The organism is Phormidesmis sp. 146-33 (assembly GCF_052939515.1).
The window spans coordinates 12850-31236 of the sequence record NZ_JBJPHU010000030.1 but is presented as its reverse complement, the minus strand read 5'-3'; the positions used below and the strand labels follow the sequence as shown (position 1 = coordinate 31236).

Sequence of the window (18387 nt, the reverse complement as noted above, 5' to 3'; positions counted from 1 at the left end):
AGAAGTAACGTTTACAGTCAGCAGACAAAAGATAGAAAGCGTTGTTAAGTGGAGGATTATGATTCCAGTCGATAAAGCTCAACAGCAGTTAGAGGATTTGATCGATGCAGTGAGTCAGTCACATCAGCCGATCGTGATTGCAGGACAGCGTAGCAATGCAGTGCTGTTGTCTGAAGCTGACTGGACATCGGTGCAAGAAACACTTATCTTCTTTCAGTTCCAGGGATGCGAGAATCGATTCGGGAAGGACTGGCAACGCCGATCGAGCAGTGCAACAGTATATAAACTGGTGAAGCTGGAATCTAATACCATTTCAAAGTCCCCCAGATTGGGGGATTTAGGGGGCGAGGATCTGTATCACCAACAAGTAGATTGAATATAACTACTCTAAACATCAGGCTTGGGCAAAATTCGTAAAAACTTGATGATTTGTCCTGTGATTTCAATGCAGATCAGATAGTTGTCTAGCGTGAAGCGGTAGAAAATCTCGCTAGAGCCAACGGGTTGAAATTCTGATAAATCTTGAAGTTGACCCATCTGAAAAAACTCGCCAAACACAAACTGCTGAATGCGGGGGAAAATAGACGGTTCTAGACTTTTGAGATCGATCAAGAAGGTACGATCGTAGCGGACTTCGAGCCTCGCCGGGAGCATCAAACCACCCATTGAGCTTGGCTTTGTCGTATTCATCGCGATCGGGGTGCAGGTTGAATGAGGGGTAACAGACGCAGCGCTTCTTCACGGGTCAAGGTGTCTCCGGGATTGTGGCACTTCTTAGACGCTTGGATCGCTTTCATCACATAAAGGTCATAAAACAGCGTTTCTAGCTCGATCCAGGTGCTTGCTAGTTCTTCGTCGGAGAGGCGATCGATCAAATGATGGGCGCGACTGCGAAATAGGTTCATAACTGATTGCCAACGAAAAAACATCGAACTCAACTGAGACAAACCCAAGTCAGCACAAAGCTTTGGACTGCATTTAGAATCTGCGTTCAGAATGCCCAAGTTGCGATCAAATCTCGCCTCGCAAATTGAATTCAAACGCCAAACGCTGAAGCCTAACTCAACGTGAATTCGACAGAGTTTTTTCGCTTCGTGATTCAGCACTTTCGCCCCCCAACCCCCCAATCTGGGGGACTTCCGGATGGGATTTTTTGCTCAAAGTCCCCCAAACTTGGGGGATTTAGGGGGCTGCCCGGAGCGATCACCGCAGCGAAGGATTTCATCGAATTCACGTTAACTCAATGTCGTTTGGCTGTGTTGATCGCTACGATTCCGGTTCCCTAGTAAGATACGATTTCATTACTCCACGCCTTTCTGAATTTATGGTTGGTTATCTCGTTTCACTGATTGTCTTTACCGCTGTCTATGCCCTGTTTAGTTTGGGATTGAACCTGCATTGGGGCTTTACAGGCCTGATCAACTTCGGACATGCGGCCTTTTTGGCGATCGGAGCCTATGCGACGGTTCTTTTGAGTTTGGCAGGAGTGCCGATGATCTTCGCGGTCTTGATTGGAGGCGCACTGGCCGCCCTGTTGGGACTGCTAATCGGATTCTCAACGCTGCGACTGCGCGAAGATTATCTAGCGATCGTGACGATCGGCGTGTCAGAATTAATTCGGTTGGTGGCGCTCAATGAAGAATGGCTGACCAAAGGATCGTTTGGCGTTCAAGGTTACGACTTGCCGCTGGCGAATTTTCGGCCTACGGTGGCAACTCGAATTGGCATGATTGCGATTTTTACAGCGATCGCGGTTCTTGCCCTCTGGCGATTGTGGAAGTGGACGGCGAAACGGCTGAGAGGAGTCGATCGTTCTCAACTGCTACAAAATTCGCTGATTTTGACGGGATATTCTGGCTCTCTGTTGGCTTTGATCTATGGCGTTGGGATGACTTCTCGTGCGCTAAAGCTGGCAAATTCGCTACCGGGCGGTGTGTTGATTGCGCTGCTGATGGGATCGCTGGTAGCAGTCGGTTGGATTTATACCTGGATTGCCAAACGGTTAATTTTGCCAAAGATGCCTAATTGGAATGCGGGTGTGGTGTTGCTGTCTACGATCGCTCTCTCGATTTTTGGCGTTTGGCTTTATGGAGTCAGTGCTGTGGCGCTTTATAACTATCGAGAAAATCCGGCGAGAAATGGGCTGCTATTCCTCTCAGTCATTACGGTAGCTGTCACGTTTTGGGCTTTGGAACGGCTGGTACGATCGCCCTGGGGACGAGTTCTCAAAGCGATTCGAGAAGATGAACAGGTGGCTAAAGCGTTGGGTAAAAATGTCTTTGCCTATAAACTGCAATCGTTTATGATTGGCGGCTTTATTGCAGGTGTGGCGGGTGCCTTTCTCGCGTGGCAACTGAGTACGGTTTATCCTCGCAGTTTTGAAACACAAATTACCTTTGATACCTGGACGATTATTGTATTAGGCGGGGCTGGCAGTAATGCTGGAACGCTTTTAGGAGCAGCCATTTTTTGGGGATATACAACTTTGACGCGATCGCTTGATCAGTTCATTCCCTTGGCGGCCGATCAAGTGGGAGCATTGCGAATTATGCTAATCGGTCTATTGCTCATGTTGCTAATGATTTGGCGACCTCAAGGAATTTTGGGCAACAAAGACGAATTGACACTTGGCAAGTAATTAATCTTTGAATTGAATATGAACAGTGAAGATATAAACCATATGAATTCTCAAATGCCCGTCTTGTCGGCCACCGGATTGATGAAGAGTTTTGGTGGCGTAACGGCGGTAAATGATGCGGCGATCGCAGTGACTCCCGGCAGTATCACTGGATTAATCGGCCCCAACGGTGCAGGGAAAACCACCTTATTCAACTTGCTGTCTAACTTCATTCATCCCGATCAGGGGCGAGTCGTCTTTGATGGCGAACCGATTCAAAATTTGCAGCCGCACGAAATTGCTCAACGGGGGATGGTACGCACGTTTCAGGTTGCTCGCGTCTTGTCGCGTCTGTCAGTTTTAGAGAATATGTTATTAGCCGCCCAACATCAAACAGGCGAGAACTTTTGGAATACCTGGTTTGCAGGCAGACGAATTGCCAAAGAAGAGAAAGAAGCGTGCGATCAAGCAATGGAGATTCTCGCCTCAGTCGGTTTGGCAGAAAAGGCTCAAGACTATGCAGGCGGTCTTTCTGGCGGACAGCGCAAACTATTAGAAATTGCACGAGCCTTAATGACGCGCCCCAAACTAGTGCTGCTGGATGAACCTGCTGCTGGAGTTAATCCCACGTTGATCAATCAGATTTGTGACTACATTCACTATTGGAATCGTCAAGGACTCTCTTTTCTAATCATCGAACACAACATGGATGTGATTATGTCATTGTGCGATCGAGTTTACGTTCTAGCAGAAGGCAGCAATTTGGCCGTCGGCACACCCAGCGAAATTCAAACCAATCCTCAAGTATTAGAGGCCTATCTAGGGCAGTAAGAGAGAGCCGCACGAAAGACGATCGACGACTCCCTAACCTCTTACAGTACCTCCTACAGTTGAATAGTTTCTTTGTCGTACAAATCCTCCAGGTGAATCAGTGAGCCATTGCCCATAATGATATTGAACTTCATTAGAGAACGTTGAACTTGATATCTAGACAACACTTGAATCACTTGATATTCAGTGGTTCGATCGCGGGTGCCATCCCATTTGAGCAGGGCCAGTTTTGTAGACGCAATCTGACTCAGTTGTGACACAAATTCGTCAATAGAATCGATCACATCCGAAAGAACGCCAGAGGACATAAAAATCAAACGCTCCTGCAAATCCAACGTCACCATGACTTGATATCGTCTGACTGATGAGCATCGCAACTCAAAGCCAAACGAAACCGAGTCAGGAAGGGGATTCCTAACAGCCATATTGTTTGTCTCCTCCAATAATGCAAAGAGGATGGGAACGCTGATTGTTCAAACGTCCCCCGATTATGTGAGTAGTATGCGGGATCTTGATTCCAGCGTTTCAAGATCCCATCACAAAGCTGACGGTGTACAATCATATACGCCTCTGAAGTTACTCTACTTAACTTTAGATGGAAGTCCTCGGAGGTCTGATCTGCGAAATCAAATTTCCGGGGCGCTTTACCCATCTGCGGAGTATTTTACACAAATTTCTGGTTTTTTGGAATCCTGAATTTTAATTGAGGAACGATTCGTTTCGTCTAAAGCAAAGTATTGGAGTTTTGGGGGAGCGATCGACGGGCGATCGTCAGGTTAAGATCAAATCACTCCTCATCTTCTAACCCGGTACCATGAACCTCACGCCAGATGGAAAGCTGAGCATTCCCTCTGAGAATCCGCGAACAATTTGGGATTTCACCCGAAACTGAACTCGAATTAGCAATCGAAAATAACCGACTTTACATCAAGAAAAAACAGCCCGACGAGCCTATCTCAGATTGGATTAACACCATGCGCGGCACACTCGATCGCTTGACCACCGACCAAATCATGACCCTTACCCGCGAAGACGAAGCTCCATGACCGTCCTTGTTGATAGCAACATTATTCTCGACATCCTCACCAACGATCCAAATTGGTTTAGCTGGTCATTCCATCAACTTACGACCTACGCCCGTCAAGATCAACTCGCGATCAATCCCATCATCTACGTTGAATTAATGAGCTTTTTAAGATGACAGAGCAGAACAACTCTCTAGTACCTGGGACAAAATTGATGGTAGTTGTCAAATCAACTACTAAAGACGAAAAACTATGCTCCTTTCTCTATAAAGACCTAGAGATTCTAGAGGCGGACGGTAACCCTTTTGTAGAGTTAGTTCTAAAGGATTATTTACAACTGAAACGCAACACAGGGAATTTGCGGGACTGTACTTGCTCTATCCCCGCTCTTCAAAAAGATGCTAAAAGCATCAACCATGCTGCAACTTTAATCTCAGAATCTTTTGAGACACACCGTAAAAGTCACACTATGGATGTGTTTAGAGAAGCTTACTTTCAAGACAGTGATAATGTTTGGAAATCTTTAGATAAGTGGAGAGAAAAGGTAAATCCTCTTTTTAGCGAAAGTAAAAACATTAGGGACGTAACAACTAGGCTGAATAAAAAAGCCGATAGCCCTAGCGATTTCAACCAAATTTTAGAACTTATCAACGTTTCAAAAGAGATGGCTCAAGCGGTAGTAAATTTGCAAGAAGAAAGCGATAGTGATAGGGATGCTAAAGTTCAGAAGATATTAAACGCTTTAGTTGGAGTGGATAAGCTCAAACAGATCTTTAAAGTTTGGAAAACTAACCAAAACAACTCCAGTGAATTATTCTGGCAAAAGCTGCTATCAGAAAATTCTTGTGTTCTTTCACAAATTTTCTCTACTCCAGTGACTATACTTTCTTCAGAGGCATATGTTGGTGGTAGGGAAATGGAAAGAACTGGTAGCAAAATTATAGATTTTCTTATGGTCAATAACCTAACTAGAAATACTTCGCTAATAGAAATTAAGACTCCAACCAGTCGTCTTCTCGGAAAGGAATATAGGAAGGGAGTTTATAATCCTTCTAGCGATCTGGTGGGTGCTGTAACTCAAGTATCTACAAGTAGAGATTCTTGGATTAAAGACCACGCTAGACTGGTTAGCCTATCAGACAGCGATTTTGAAGCCTTCAATCCTCTCTGTATTGTTATTTCAGGTCATGCAGGTAATGAACTGTTAGATAAGTATAAGAGGAGATCTTTTGAACTTTATAGAGCCGACCATAGAAATGTCCAGATTGTTACATATGATGAGGTTTTTGAAAAGATAAAAACTTTGGTCGAAATTCTAGAGGGCAAGAATTAATTCAACATTCATTTGTCTAATGCATTTGCATCAGTCTAGTGGTGATTGCTGCGCTCTAATAATTCCGGCATTGAGAGCCTTAAACACTTTGAGTGAGATAGCCTCAACCCGTAAACCTGGATTAGTCATTCTATACTTCTGACTCATCGCTCATCCTTCGCTAAAATTTAGGAAGCCAAACGGGGAAATCGCCATGCTAGAGTACAATCCCTTACACTGCTATCCGTCTTCCGAAGAACTGCCCGACTCAGACGATACCCCCGTGGATAACGAGCTTCAAGATCTGATTCCGACCCTGCTAAAACTGATTCTCGGCTACCTCTGGAAAGACCGGATGGATTGGTTTTTTGGCGTTGATATGGGAATTTACTACGATCCTGAATTGCCAGCCGTAGTGCCCGATGGCTTTCTGAGTTTGGGAGTCGATCGCATCATTGATGAAGACCTACGCCTCAGCTACGTTTTCTGGGAAGAACGAGTCGTTCCCATCTTCGCTCTAGAAGTCGTTTCTCAAAAATATCGCGGCGAATACAGCAAGAAAAAAGAACTCTATCGACAGTTAGGCATTCAGTATTACGCGATTTATTCAATCTACCGCCGCCGCAAGGCCAGATTGGAAGTTTATCGCTTGGTGGACGATGCTTATGTACTGCTATCAGGAAATCCCATTTGGCTGCCAGAAATTGGGTTGGGGTTGGGCACTGATCGCGGACTGCATCAAGGGGTCACACGAGAATGGCTCTATTGGTACGACGAACGAGGCGATCGCTATCCCACCCCAGACGAACGAGCAGAACAAGCAGAACAACGGGCAGAACAGGCAGAACAATTGTTTCAAGATTTGGTTGAGCGATTGAGAGCGCAAGGGATTAATCCTGAACAGCTTTGAGACGTTACTCGACAGGACGCACGATCGCAGGCGTTTTGGTCGGTTTGGACTGAAAAACTGCCTTGAGTGCCTCATCTAGCGTGGCTGCCATTGCAATCCGATTCTCATAAGCGACAATTACCCGAACGAGTGTAGGCAGACTGTTTTGTTCGGCTTCGAGATAGAGCGGCTCGACGTAGAGAAGAGACTGCTCGATCGGAATCACCAACAAATTGCCCTGAATGGCTCGTGATCCGGCTCGATTCCATAACGAAATCTGTTGGGAAATTACGGGATCTTGGTTAATTCTGGCTTCAATTTGCTCAGTTCCAAAGACTAATTCTTGTTTGGGAAACGTGTAGAGGAGAAGCTTTCCATAGTTTTGACCGTCCGATCGCGCCGCTAACCAGGCAATTAGATTGGTTCTTTGGTTGGGCGTGTAGGGCAATAACAGAATAAATTCTTCACGGTTGACCGTCGTTGGAAGATTGGTAATTAAATAATAGGGTTCAACAGGCTGCGCTTTATTCCCATAAATTTCATTAGGCACTTGCCACTGGTCTTCTCGGTTATAGAAAACTTGTGGATCAGTCATGTGATAGGTGATCAAACGATCGGACTGACCATTAAACAAGTCTGCTGGATAGCGCAAATGGTTTCGCAACGCAGCGGGCATGGCATCCAACGGTTTGAATAAATTGGGGAAAATCGCTGCCCAAGTCTGGATCATCGGGTCTTGAGGATCTGCAATATAGAAATTCACCGACCCATTGTAGGCATCAATGACAACTTTGACTGAATTGCGAATGTAATTAAATCCCAATTGACCAGGATCAGAATAAGGATAGCGATCGCTCGTTGTATAGGCATCTACAATCCAATATAAATAGTTTTGGGTGGGGCTTCGTGTCGGATTTCCCGCATCGGCTACAACAAGATAAGGATCTTGATCAAATTTTAGAAAGGGAGCGATCGAGCGAATTCGCTGATTGATATTGCGGCGAAACAGAAGCTTTGTGTCGGGAGTAAAGTCGCGAGTAAACAGCATTTGCCAATCATTGAGGACTTTAGAAAAAGCCAGTTTTCGCCAGAACGATCGGATCGAAACGCCGCCCTGTCCGTCATAAACGGTGTAAGCGTTCTCGTTGCCGCTGGGGTAGTCAAACTCGCGCACCCTTGTCGAAGTCATGACGTAGGTGTTAGCAATTTCACCGTAATAAAGGCGAGGATTGGCGATCGGAATACTCTCTCGAATACGATCGTTGGCCAACCCCAAAGCACTTCCACCTCGATTGGCATCCGCCCCAATATCTCGCACTAAATAATCGGGTAATCCACCAGGCGCAACTTTATTCACCGGACTAACTGTAAAGCCATATCCATGTGTATAAACTAAGTGTTCATTAACCCATGTTTTCGCTTCAGCAGGAACGTTGTTATAGTCGAGTTCTCTCGCCGCGATCAGAACTTGTTGGTTTGCAGAAGAGTTTGGGCCAGTGGGTAGACTGTAGCGATCGATGTCGGCATCAAAAAATCGATAATAAGGGCGAATTTGCTGAAGTTGACGGTTGGTTTCTAAAAGAGGGCGCGTATCCCAAAGCCGAATGTTTTGAACAGTTAAACTATTTCTTTGCAGGTCAGCAAAGGTGAGATTGTTCTGCGGATCGAAGGTTTGTGCGTCGATCGCGGTGAGATTAAAAGCTTCCCTCGTTTTAGCAATGCTGCGTTCAATATAGGGGCGTTCTCGCGCTAATTCATTAGGCTGTACGGCCAGTCTTTGAACGGCGATCGGGAGCAAAAAACCAACCACTACGACCGCCAGTAAGTAACCAGAAAAAAGCGTGGTGTCTTGTATTCTATGTTTTGAGCGAGTTTGGTAGAAAAGATACAAAGAAATTACCAGTGCGCCAATACTTAAAACGGTGTTTGCGGGCAATTGCACTATTGTATCTGTGTAGCTTGCACCATAGGCAACGCTGCGAGTTGAATAGAGTAATTCATATCGACTGATCCAGTGAGTCAGGGCGATCGCCATCATCCAACATCCGCCCAATCCTGCAAGGTGTCGCTGTTGCGGTACAGAAAGTTTGTGAACTCGACCTTCACTCAAGCTGTTATCGGCAAGTAAGTAGCTTAGATAAACCGAGACGAATCCATAAGTAAATACTCCAATAAACCAGAATTCAAACAGTTCGATAACTGGCAAAAAGAATATATAAAAACGGATGTTTAAATTAAAAAGTGGATCAGTTTGATTAAACGTCGTCGCATGAAACAACTGTAAAAAGTTACCCCAATAATGAGAAAGCGTAAATCCAAGAGACAAACTGAGAACAACCGCTCCAACTTTCAACAAAAACTTTGGATAGATTAGAAGTGCGATCGCTCCACCCAACAGCAACAACAATTCGACAGAAGCCAGCCAGCCATCCCAAATCGAGCTAATTAATTGGGTTAAAGTTTGAGCGATCGCCCCCAACCGAAACTGCGTCGGCAACGCTGGCGTAATACTGGGAACCGTCCAATCAATCTGCCAATTTGTGATGGCTCGACCGTAGTGCAGCAGCAGCAATCCCAGCAAAAAACTCATGCCAAATGTGAGCAAAAGCAGCCAGGGGAGAGCGTTGGGAGGGGGTGAGGAGTGAGGAGTGAGGAGTGAGGAGTGGGACTTGAATCGTTGGGCTAAAGAGAGGTTGATGAGCAGGAATGCGATCGAAGCAACGGTGACGATCGTCCAGATGGCTGCTTGAGTACCGAGCCTGAGCCAGAAAACCGATCGATAATTGACTTCCTGAAACCAAAGACTCTCCACGACAAAATGGGCCAGCCAATCAAAGCCAAACCACAGTCCCAATAAGATGACGATCAGTTGAGAAGCTTGATTCCAGAGGCGCATAAATTTAGGTTAGCCTGAGCGCTCCATGAGAAATACCACCATTCTCAAACAAATAGACCACATACAGACTAGAATTTTGGGCATTGCTGAATCGTGGGATGAATTGCCCCAAAGCGGAGAGAAACCCAATGTTCAAAGTCTCCCAAAATTGGGGGATTTAGGGGGCGAAAAGATGGACACTTCCCACGCATTCATCCCTCCAATCAGCAACGCCGAATTTTGCTTCTACCTGCACAGGGCCTACTTGATTAGATTTTCGGGATGTCTAAACTCTCGCTTGACTCGACGGCTTCTCTAAATTAAACAGCAGTTCTAATGTCTGCATCGCTTGACGACGAGCCTCAATATCTTGCTGGGCGCGAAGCTGCACCATCGGATCGTGCAAAATTTTGTTGACAATGCCGCGAGTCAGCGCTTCGATCACTTCTTTGTGACGATCGCCAAACTCCGTCCCCAATCTCGAAAACGCCTTCTCCAACTCTTGAGCGCGAATTGCCTCCACTTTGTCTCGCAAACTGCTGATCGTAGAAACTGTTTCCAGCGATCGCCACCACACATCAAAACTGTCTACTTCTTCATCCAGCAGCGCTTCCGCTTCCATTGCCATCTGTCGCCGACTTTCCTGATTTTGCGCCACCACCGCCTTCAGATCGTCCACATTGAACGCTTGAACGTGATCCAACTCATTCACATTGGCATCCACATTTCGCGGAACAGCAATGTCAAACACCATCAACGGCTGATTGGGTTCCAAAATCGTCTCTAGCTTGGAGCGATCGAGAATCGGCTCGGTCGAAGATGTACTCGTGAATACAAGGTCAGAATGCGCGATCGTCGGCATCATTTCCGCCAAGGTCAACAGATTTAAAGTTGCATCGGGAAACAGTTTGGCGAGTTCTTGAGAGCGCTCCAGCGATCGATTCAAAATCGTAATATTCGTCGCCCCTTTAGACAAAAGATGCTGCACCAAGAGACGAGACATTTTGCCAGCGCCAACGATCGCCACCCGGCAAGCCGCCAGATTTTGCGCTTTGATCTGAGCCAACTCCACCGCCGCCGAACTGATCGAAACCGCCCCCGTCCCAATACTGGTTTCTGTACGAACGCGCTTCCCAGCCGTAATTCCCTGCTTAAAGAGTTGATTGAGAATCCGCCCAACGCCGTTATGTTGTTGACCGAGTTTGTGACAATGCTTCACCTGAGCCAAAATCTGCCCTTCGCCCAGCACCAGACTATCTAACCCAGACGATACCCGCATCAGGTGCATCACTGCATCTTGGTGCAGCAGCGTGAAGAGATACTGACGTAGGTAGGGCGCAGGTAGCTTGCTGTGTTCTGAAAGAAATTGAATAACTTCGCGAATGCCCTGATCCGTCTCGTCCGTGACAATGTAAATTTCTAGACGATTACAAGTGCTGAGAACGGCGACTTCTTGAAGGTGAGGATAATTACATAACTGAGCGATCGCCTTATCATACACAGGCTCCGGAATACTCAGCTTTTCGCGAACTTCAACCGGGGCAGTTTTGTGACTTAACCCCACAACGGCAATGTTCATCTTAAATCACTCTATTATTTTAAACCGCCACGATGTAAGAGTTTGAGCTTTTAGTTGAGCCTGCCTTCCACCAAAAGCGCTTCCAACAGGCTCAAACCTCATAGCTTCTTGAACTTAACGCACTTGAATGGTCTTGGGTTGGTTAAACATGTGAATCGTATCCACAAATCGCGCCGTCTTAGACTGGTTTGAGATGACCAGAGACTGGGTTCTCGCGCCACCCTTAAAGAAGCGCACCCCTTCCATCAAGTTACCGGGCGTGATGCCACAGCCTGCAAACAACACGGTGTCGCCCGATGCCAGCTCTTCAGCGCTGTACACTCTGTCAGCGTCGGTGATGTTCATGCTTTTGAGGCGATCGAGGTTTGCTTCTCGGCTTTCCCCAATCAGTCCCGTTTTGACGACGGCCGGATCGTAGATCAGTTGTCCTTGAAAGTGACCGCCCAAAGCCCGCATCGCTGCCGCCGAAATCACGCCTTCAGGAGCGGCCCCGATGCCCATCAGTCCGTGAATGTTTGTTCCCGCAAAGCCGCAGGAAATCGCAGCGCCCACGTCACCATCACTGATTAATTGAACTCTGGCACCTGCTTCCCGAATTTCAGCAATCAGGTCATTGTGGCGTTCGCGCTTCATGACCACGATCACGAGTTCTTCGATCGACCGATCCAAACACTCAGACAAAATCTTTAGATTCTCGGTCGCAGACTTATTGATGTCTACTTTGCCTTTTGCAGCCGGAGGAGCCGCCAGCTTCTTCATGTAAAAGTCGGGAGCCGCAAACAACCCACCTTTCTCAGAAATGGCCATGACCGCCATCGAACCGGGCTGACCATAGGCGCAAAGATTGGTTCCTTCGCAAGGGTCAACCGCAATATCGATCTCGACCAGTTCATCCGGGTTGCAGAAATTTTTGGCATCTTCCTGGGTACAAACGCCGACTTCTTCGCCAATGTAAAGCATGGGTGCGTCGTCGCGTTCCCCTTCTCCAATGACAATGCGACCGCGCATGTAGATCTTATTCATCCGCTCCCGCATGGCTTCGACCGCCACATGGTCAGCCATATTTTTGTCACCCTTGCCCATCCAGCGCGCGGAGGCGACCGCAGCCTGCTCAACCACTTCAATAATCTCTAAACCCAGCGTGTTTTCCACGAAGTAAGTCCTCCAACTGCTGATTTTGCGCCCTTTCGTTTAGCGCTCTCAGTTTTTAAGTCTACCAAAAGGGGGTGATGCCTTCTTGGATGTCTCTGTGTTAAGTTTTGCGTCTTGATCAGAAGCGTCGAGTCAAGAAAAAAATGCCTATTTGGTGATGAAGCGATGAGTTGAGCGCCGATCGTCACCCTACTTCATCGTTTTTCAGTCATTCAAGTGAGGAAATTGCGCTAATCGCTCAATTACCATTTCTAAAGGAGGAATTTACAATACGAAAATATCAGGATGGTGTGCGGTCATTGACGACTTTTGATTTTTTGGGCATTTTCGGCACATTGGCTGATTTTTTTCATCCGTAATGGCTTGCCTTTCACCCTGCATCCAGGAGATTCTTTCTCAAAAGAATTACTATCAAAGATAGGTATGCTTCCGAAGTCAAAGGAATTACAATCAAGATAAAGTCGCTTCAAAAAACTTTACGGTGTTATCGCCTTGAACCTCTCCGTCAACACTCAACCCCTGTTAAACCATCCATTTTCCTTCGATCCGATCGATGAAGCTCTGGCTGACCTCAAAGCGGGCAAATCGATCGTCGTCGTCGATGACGAAAATCGGGAAAACGAAGGTGATGTCATCTGTGCCGCCCAGTTTGCCACCCCCGACATGATTAATTTCATGGCCGTCTACGCAAGGGGCTTGATTTGTCTGGCAATGACGGGCAACCGATTGGATGAATTAGATGTGCCTCTGATGGTGCGTGAGAATACTGACAGTAATCAAACTGCCTTCACGGTGAGTATTGATGCCTCTCCACGGGTGGGGGTGACGACGGGCATCTCGGCAGACGATCGCTCTCGAACGATTCAAGTGGCCCTCAGCCCAGACACTCGACCCAGCGATTTGCGCCGTCCAGGTCACATTTTTCCGATTCGAGCGAGAGAAGGCGGCGTTTTAAAGCGGGCCGGCCACACCGAAGCGGCGGTTGATCTAGCTCGATTGGCAGGTTTGTACCCGGCGGGTGTGATCTGCGAAATTCAAAATGCGGATGGCTCAATGGCGCGCCTGCCAGAACTGATCGAATACTCCAAGCTCCACGGCCTCAAGATTATTAGCATTGCCGATTTGATCAGCTATCGGCTACGGCACGAGCGCTTTGTCTGCCGAGAAACGATCGCCGACTTGCCCTCCCAGTTCGGTCGCTTTCAGATTTACGCTTATCGCAATCTGTTAGACAACTCTGAGCATGTCGCGATCGTCAAAGGCAATCCTTCTCAATTCAAAGATCAGCCTGTGATGGTGCGCGTTCATTCAGAATGTTTGACGGGAGATGCGCTGGGTTCTCTGCGCTGTGATTGCCGAATGCAGCTTCAGGCCGCGATGAAGATGATCGAGAATGCGGGGGCTGGGGTCATCGTCTACCTGCGTCAAGAAGGGCGAGGCATTGGTCTGGTCAACAAGTTAAAAGCCTACTCGCTGCAAGATTTGGGGCTAGATACGGTCGAAGCCAATGAGCGGTTGGGCTTTCCGGCTGACCTGCGGGACTATGGCGTAGGCGCACAAATTCTCAATGACCTGGGTGTGAAGAAAATTCGCCTGATTACCAACAACCCTCGCAAAATTGCTGGACTCAAAGGTTATGGCTTAGAAATGGTCGATCGCGTTCCTCTGCTAATCGAGGCGACGTCCTACAACTCCAACTATCTGACCACCAAAGCCGAAAAGATGGGTCACTTGTTTTTGCGAACCTATCTGGTGACGATCGCGATCCACCTTCACGACGAGGTGGAAACCGTCACAGAGCGCTATGAACGTCTAGAGAAACTCAGATTTTTGGCGAAGGCCCACGATCTGATGCTGCAAGAAGAAGCTCGACCTGTCGCCTCTGCTCTCTTTGGGCAGGCTCCGCTGATTGTCAATCTGGGCTTTGAGCAGGCGTTGGTTAGTGATGCAGATTGGTACAAGGCTCCCGGACATCCCTATATTGGGTCGATCGCACAGATTCTAGATACTCTGATGCAATGGTCGTTTGTTGAGCAGCTAGAATTCATGATCTCTCCAGGCTCCGATCCGTTGACTGGCTTACAGGTACAACTCGATCGACGCACCTTTGAGATCGGACAGCAGCCCTCATCGATCTGCACTGCCTTAGAAACGCAAACGATTTACAGCTTCCGCAAACAGGAGTTTGAGGAGTAGTTCAAATGTTTAACGCTTAGGGTTGAAAACTTGTTCAAAAAGCTTTGTCTCTACAAGTCCTTCTCAATTGTTTTAACTGAGAACTGCTGAATCTGAATCGTTAAGATTGAAAGTCTGGAAGATCTCCAGAATAGCGGCAGAAGCGTCAAACACCAGAGCGAAAAACTTCATCGAATTCACGTCATCGTTAGCCTTCGATCGCTTCCAATACCGGAGTCTCTAAAGTCGGTGAGGGTGTGATTGCGGGTTCGTCTTGATAAACTGCCAGGTCAAACCAGAAGGTTGTCCCGACTCCGACTTCGCTAGTTAGGCAGACTCGACTGCGGTGCCGCTCAATGATATTGCGAACGATCGACAGTCCCAGTCCAGTGCCTTCCAGGGTGTGAACTCGATTTTCAACGCGGAAAAATCGCTCAAAAATGGCATCCTGGTCTTCCTGGTCGATGCCAATTCCTGTATCGACAATCTCAATTCGGACTCGTCTCGAAGGAGGAGTTACCTCAAGACCAGACGTTGACTCCTCAAGCGCTTCCGCAGGCAACAGATGGGCCCGCATCGTGACCTTGCCCCCGGCTTCTGTAAACTTGAGCGCATTGCCGACTAAATTGGCAAACACTTGCAGCAGGAGATCATAGTGACCCAGAACAGGCGGCAGATCGGGATCAATATCTTGCAGTAGCTCGATCCCCTTGTCTCTGGCATTGAGTTGGTAGGTGCGAAGAATTTGCTCGATCGGTTGTGCTAGATCCACCGCCTCAAAGTGATAGACCTTGCAAGATTCGAGGCGAGACAGATCCAGGACATCGTTAACCAAGCGGGTGAGGCGATCGGTTTCTCGGTTAGCAGTTTCCAAAAATTCTTGTCGTTCAGCGTCGCTCAGATCTTCCCCATATTCGTAGAGGGTTTCGATAAAGGACTTGATGTTAAAGAGCGGCGTTCTCAACTCGTGGGAGACATTGCTGATGAACTGGCTCTTGGCTTCGTTTAACTCCGCTTCGCGCGTGATGTCTTGTACCGTGACGGCAATGCCTTTGATGTTTTCTTTGTAGAGATCGAGAACCCGATTGAGCAAAATGCGAATGGTGCGATTGGTCGGCTCAGTAAACGTGATGCGAAATTCAGCTTCCTCTTTGAGTTCTCCTCTAGCCATCTGATAAAGCGGTCGCGTCAACTCAACCTGAACGGCAACCGGGAAAGAGTAAAGCGCATTGGTGCCTTCGATGACTTTTCCTTCCCAACCAAAAATGCGACGAGCCGTAGGGTTAACCAGCACGATTTGCAGATTGGTATCTAACAAAACGGCTCCATCCGCGATCGTCGAAACCAGCGTTTCTAGTTTTGCCTTTTCTGCGGTCAATTCTTCAATATTTTGTTCTTCGTAGCGCTCTAGCCGTTCTGCCATTTCGTTGAAGCTGGCGATCAGTTCGCTCAACTCAACCCCGCCCCCTACGGGGAGATCGACGCGCTGCTTAAAGTTACCTTTGGCGATATTCTTCACGCCCACCACAAGTTCTTTAATCGGCTTCGTAATCTGTAGGGCATTAAACACCGCGCCCAAAATCACCATTACCCAGATCGAGACAAAAACCGCGATCGTCACATCGCGAGTCAGGTGAGAAGAAGCCACGGCGGTCGGATTGGGATTGGTACCGATCGCCAGCGCCCCCAGATATTTCCCTTCATAAACCAGCGGCACGAAAACATCCGTCACTTCTCCATCAGGTGTGATGTGCTGCCGAACCAGGGGCAAGTCGGAATGATTGGCAAAATCGTCCGGGAGTTGAATGCGTCGCCGGATTGTCAGAGAATTTTGAACTTCTGAATCAGAGAAGGGAATGCCAAAAAAGATATTGCCGTCAGCATCGGCATAGATCATGTAGCGGACGCTAGAAGTGCTGCTGTAAAAGCGATGAGAAAACCGCGCCAGTTCTGTCCGATTGTCTTCTCCGACTAAAGGAGCCACGTTTGCCGCCAGCAATAGACCCAAATCGCTGCCAAATCGAGTATCACTGAGGCGAGCATCCTGCTGAATCGTATTGACTGCCCAAAAGGTCAGACCGCTCATGATCAGAGAAACCACCAGGGTCGCGGCAGCCATGAGCTTAGTCTGGAGGGTAAATTCTGACCACCAGCGAATGAGAACGTCTTGAATGGATTTGAGGATAGACAAGGTGAATGACGGCTGGAGGGCTGTTCTGACAGAGCTTATCTTAATATTAGGCTAATTTGGAGTCGAGCCGACGGTACGAACGCGATCGCCGATATCCCTTCGATAGTACATGCCTTCAAATTGAATGCGACTGATCGCGGCGTAGGACTGGTCGATCGCTTGTCCAAAGTCTGCACCGACTGCGGTTACTCCCAGCACACGCCCACCATCCGTCACCAGCACATCCTGCTTGCGCTGCGTCCCCGCTTGAAACACTTGGGCACCTGTGGCTTCGGCCTGCTCTATGCCTCTGATCTCAACGCCTTTGGTAAAGCTTTCGGGATACCCTTCTGAAGCAACTACCACACAGGCGGCGGCTCCTGGCTTCCATTCAATCTCTGGCAAGGTCTCTAGTTGGCGTTGGGTGCAGGCTAACAGAATTTTTTCGATCGGCGTTTCGAGCAGGGGCAAGATAGCCTGAATTTCTGGATCGCCAAATCGACAGTTAAACTCAATGACTTTTGGGTCACCTGCGGGTGTAATCATCAGTCCCGCGTACAAAACGCCGCGATAGTCGATTTCTCGGTCTCGAAGGGCCGCGATCGTCGGTTCTAAAATCTCGGTCTGAATGCGGGACATCAAAGCAGGGGTCGCGATCGGAGCAGGCGCATAGGCACCCATTCCTCCAGTATTTGCCCCAGTGTCACCCTCTCCGATCCGTTTGTGGTCTTGGGCAGGCAGCAAAGGGCGAATCGTCAAGCCGTCTGTGACCGCCAAAATAGAAACTTCTTGCCCCGTCAGACATTCCTCGATCACCACCCGCTGACCCGCCTCGCCAAACTGCCCCTCAAAACAAGCCTCGATCGCAGCGACCGCGACATCAATGGTGGAAGCTACGGTGACTCCCTTCCCAGCCGCAAGCCCATCTGCTTTAATGACGATCGGTGCACCTTGCGATCGAGCGTAGGCTTTGGCAGACTCGGCATCGTTGAACACCTCAGCTGTAGCCGTCGGAATCCCAGCTTGACGCATCAAACCTTTGGCCCAGGCTTTACTCGACTCGATTTGTGCGCCTTCGCGAGTAGGGCCAAACACCGTCAAATGCTGCTGCTTGAGATAGTCGGTGATGCCTAGCGCTAGTGGCAGTTCGGGGCCGACAATAATCAGAGCTATGTTGTTGACCAGCGCAAATCGAGCAATTCCTTCAAAGTCATCTATCGATAAAGGTAAATTGCTACAGCGATCGAGGTGAGCAGTTCCTCCGTTACCCGGCACGCAGACCACCTGTTGCATCTGCGGCGACTGTAGTAGTTTCCACGCCAGGGCATGTTCACGTCCCCCATTGCCAACAATCAAAACCCTCACATTGCCCTCACTCAATCTCACAAGTGTTGTTAATGGTGTAGCGATGGATGAGATTAACCCACGCGACACACAGCGGTCAAGCGATATTACTCAAACCGTCTTCAAAATTTTGTCTATCTAAAATACTAAGCTTAACGGTAAACTCTCCAATACGGACGAATGGCATCTCATTATGTCATGGGAGTGTTGAGGTTTGAGTTATCAGTTGAATAAAGCTCAGGTTCGACTTATTTTGTGGCAGTAGCTTTTATCATTCAGGTGAATTTCGGTTTATTTTCCTCTAACTTTTATTGTGGTCAAAAACTCACTTAATCTTCCTACTTTCGGTATCAATAGACCCTTAACTTGCGGCCTTACTCAGCGCTCACTTCTGCTTAGATAGAAGTTATTAATCCAA

The 18387-nt window shown here is 47.9% G+C and carries 15 protein-coding genes; 7 read left to right on the top strand and 8 right to left on the bottom strand.

All coding sequences use genetic code 11. From position 1 onward, the window contains the following. Positions 1 to 58 precede the first annotated feature (58 nt). Positions 59 to 376 carry a type II toxin-antitoxin system Phd/YefM family antitoxin gene (locus ACJ2PR_RS14195; RefSeq protein WP_446877477.1) on the top strand — a complete coding sequence of 106 codons (318 nt, stop codon included), beginning with the start codon at positions 59 to 61 and terminating at the stop codon, positions 374 to 376. An 11-nt stretch (positions 377 to 387) separates the two neighbouring features. On the opposite strand, the gene ACJ2PR_RS14190 is transcribed toward ACJ2PR_RS14195, so the two are convergent. Both ACJ2PR_RS14190 and ACJ2PR_RS14185 read right to left on the bottom strand, forming a co-directional pair. Continuing rightward, entirely contained in the window at positions 388 to 690 is a 303-nt protein-coding gene (locus tag ACJ2PR_RS14190) for a cytotoxic translational repressor of toxin-antitoxin stability system (protein ID WP_446856540.1), read from the bottom strand. Further along, positions 687 to 905, bottom strand: a complete 219-nt coding sequence (locus ACJ2PR_RS14185; RefSeq protein ID WP_446856539.1) for a hypothetical protein — start codon at positions 903 to 905, stop codon at positions 687 to 689. Before ACJ2PR_RS14185 ends, ACJ2PR_RS14190 begins: the two co-directional genes overlap by 4 nt. 419 nt (positions 906 to 1324) lie before the next feature. On the opposite strand from ACJ2PR_RS14185, the gene ACJ2PR_RS14180 reads away from it, so the two are divergent. Both ACJ2PR_RS14180 and ACJ2PR_RS14175 read left to right on the top strand, forming a co-directional pair. After that, entirely contained in the window at positions 1325 to 2638 is a 1314-nt protein-coding gene (locus tag ACJ2PR_RS14180; protein ID WP_446877476.1) for a branched-chain amino acid ABC transporter permease, read from the top strand. Between the two features lie 42 nt (positions 2639 to 2680). Beyond that, positions 2681 to 3448 (top strand): ABC transporter ATP-binding protein, encoded by a 768-nt coding sequence (locus ACJ2PR_RS14175; protein WP_446877475.1) that lies wholly within the window; start codon positions 2681 to 2683, stop codon positions 3446 to 3448. 53 nt (positions 3449 to 3501) lie between these two features. Here the strand turns inward: ACJ2PR_RS14175 and ACJ2PR_RS14170 are convergent, their stop codons facing one another. Beyond that, positions 3502 to 3873 (bottom strand): hypothetical protein, encoded by a 372-nt coding sequence (locus ACJ2PR_RS14170; RefSeq protein ID WP_446877474.1) that lies wholly within the window; start codon positions 3871 to 3873, stop codon positions 3502 to 3504. A gap of 617 nt (positions 3874 to 4490) precedes the next feature. Between ACJ2PR_RS14170 and ACJ2PR_RS14165 the strand changes: the two genes are divergently transcribed. From ACJ2PR_RS14165 to ACJ2PR_RS14155, 3 genes are all read left to right on the top strand, one after another. Further along, positions 4491 to 4649: a hypothetical protein gene (locus tag ACJ2PR_RS14165; protein WP_446867080.1), complete on the top strand. Its 159-nt coding sequence runs from the start codon at positions 4491 to 4493 to the stop codon at positions 4647 to 4649. Beyond that, positions 4646 to 5806 (top strand): Shedu immune nuclease family protein, encoded by a 1161-nt coding sequence (locus ACJ2PR_RS14160; protein WP_446877473.1) that lies wholly within the window; start codon positions 4646 to 4648, stop codon positions 5804 to 5806. Before ACJ2PR_RS14165 ends, ACJ2PR_RS14160 begins: the two co-directional genes overlap by 4 nt. Positions 5807 to 5999: 193 nt before the next feature. Continuing rightward, positions 6000 to 6695: a Uma2 family endonuclease gene (locus ACJ2PR_RS14155; protein ID WP_446877472.1), complete on the top strand. Its 696-nt coding sequence runs from the start codon at positions 6000 to 6002 to the stop codon at positions 6693 to 6695. A 4-nt stretch (positions 6696 to 6699) separates the two neighbouring features. Here ACJ2PR_RS14155 and ACJ2PR_RS14150 read toward each other — a convergent pair whose 3' ends face one another. The 3 genes from ACJ2PR_RS14150 to glpX form a co-directional block, all read right to left on the bottom strand. Continuing rightward, positions 6700 to 9570 (bottom strand): UPF0182 family protein, encoded by a 2871-nt coding sequence (locus tag ACJ2PR_RS14150; RefSeq protein ID WP_446877471.1) that lies wholly within the window; start codon positions 9568 to 9570, stop codon positions 6700 to 6702. Between the two features lie 265 nt (positions 9571 to 9835). Continuing rightward, positions 9836 to 11128 carry a glutamyl-tRNA reductase gene (locus ACJ2PR_RS14145; RefSeq protein WP_446877470.1) on the bottom strand — a complete coding sequence of 431 codons (1293 nt, stop codon included), beginning with the start codon at positions 11126 to 11128 and terminating at the stop codon, positions 9836 to 9838. Positions 11129 to 11242: 114 nt separating this feature from the next. Next, positions 11243 to 12280 (bottom strand): class II fructose-bisphosphatase, encoded by a 1038-nt coding sequence (glpX, locus tag ACJ2PR_RS14140; protein ID WP_446877469.1) that lies wholly within the window; start codon positions 12278 to 12280, stop codon positions 11243 to 11245. A 492-nt stretch (positions 12281 to 12772) separates the two neighbouring features. Between glpX and ribBA the strand changes: the two genes are divergently transcribed. Continuing rightward, positions 12773 to 14476: a bifunctional 3,4-dihydroxy-2-butanone-4-phosphate synthase/GTP cyclohydrolase II gene (gene ribBA, locus ACJ2PR_RS14135; protein WP_446877468.1), complete on the top strand. Its 1704-nt coding sequence runs from the start codon at positions 12773 to 12775 to the stop codon at positions 14474 to 14476. Between the two features lie 187 nt (positions 14477 to 14663). Here the strand turns inward: ribBA and nblS are convergent, their stop codons facing one another. Then, positions 14664 to 16574, bottom strand: coding sequence for a two-component system sensor histidine kinase NblS (nblS, locus tag ACJ2PR_RS14130; RefSeq protein WP_446867168.1), 1911 nt, complete (start codon positions 16572 to 16574; stop codon positions 14664 to 14666). A gap of 123 nt (positions 16575 to 16697) precedes the next feature. Further along, positions 16698 to 18011 carry a phosphoribosylamine--glycine ligase gene (purD, locus tag ACJ2PR_RS14125; protein WP_446867073.1) on the bottom strand — a complete coding sequence of 438 codons (1314 nt, stop codon included), beginning with the start codon at positions 18009 to 18011 and terminating at the stop codon, positions 16698 to 16700. Between the last annotated feature and the right edge of the window lie 376 nt (positions 18012 to 18387).

Bases quoted from the DNA above. Each gene is read 5' to 3' on its own strand.
- ACJ2PR_RS14160 (WP_446877473.1), top strand. From the start codon at position 4,646: ATGACAGAGCAGAACAACTCTCTAGTACCTGGGACAAAATTGATGGTA.
- ACJ2PR_RS14190 (WP_446856540.1), bottom strand. From the start codon at position 690: ATGAATACGACAAAGCCAAGCTCAATGGGTGGTTTGATGCTCCCGGCG.
- ACJ2PR_RS14165 (WP_446867080.1), top strand. From the start codon at position 4,491: ATGACCGTCCTTGTTGATAGCAACATTATTCTCGACATCCTCACCAAC.
- ACJ2PR_RS14195 (WP_446877477.1), top strand. From the start codon at position 59: ATGATTCCAGTCGATAAAGCTCAACAGCAGTTAGAGGATTTGATCGAT.
- ACJ2PR_RS14185 (WP_446856539.1), bottom strand. From the start codon at position 905: ATGAACCTATTTCGCAGTCGCGCCCATCATTTGATCGATCGCCTCTCC.
- ACJ2PR_RS14175 (WP_446877475.1), top strand. From the start codon at position 2,681: ATGAATTCTCAAATGCCCGTCTTGTCGGCCACCGGATTGATGAAGAGT.
- ACJ2PR_RS14180 (WP_446877476.1), top strand. From the start codon at position 1,325: ATGGTTGGTTATCTCGTTTCACTGATTGTCTTTACCGCTGTCTATGCC.
- nblS (WP_446867168.1), bottom strand. From the start codon at position 16,574: ATGGCTGCCGCGACCCTGGTGGTTTCTCTGATCATGAGCGGTCTGACC.
- ACJ2PR_RS14150 (WP_446877471.1), bottom strand. From the start codon at position 9,570: ATGCGCCTCTGGAATCAAGCTTCTCAACTGATCGTCATCTTATTGGGA.
- ACJ2PR_RS14145 (WP_446877470.1), bottom strand. From the start codon at position 11,128: ATGAACATTGCCGTTGTGGGGTTAAGTCACAAAACTGCCCCGGTTGAA.
- ACJ2PR_RS14170 (WP_446877474.1), bottom strand. From the start codon at position 3,873: ATGGCTGTTAGGAATCCCCTTCCTGACTCGGTTTCGTTTGGCTTTGAG.
- ACJ2PR_RS14155 (WP_446877472.1), top strand. From the start codon at position 6,000: ATGCTAGAGTACAATCCCTTACACTGCTATCCGTCTTCCGAAGAACTG.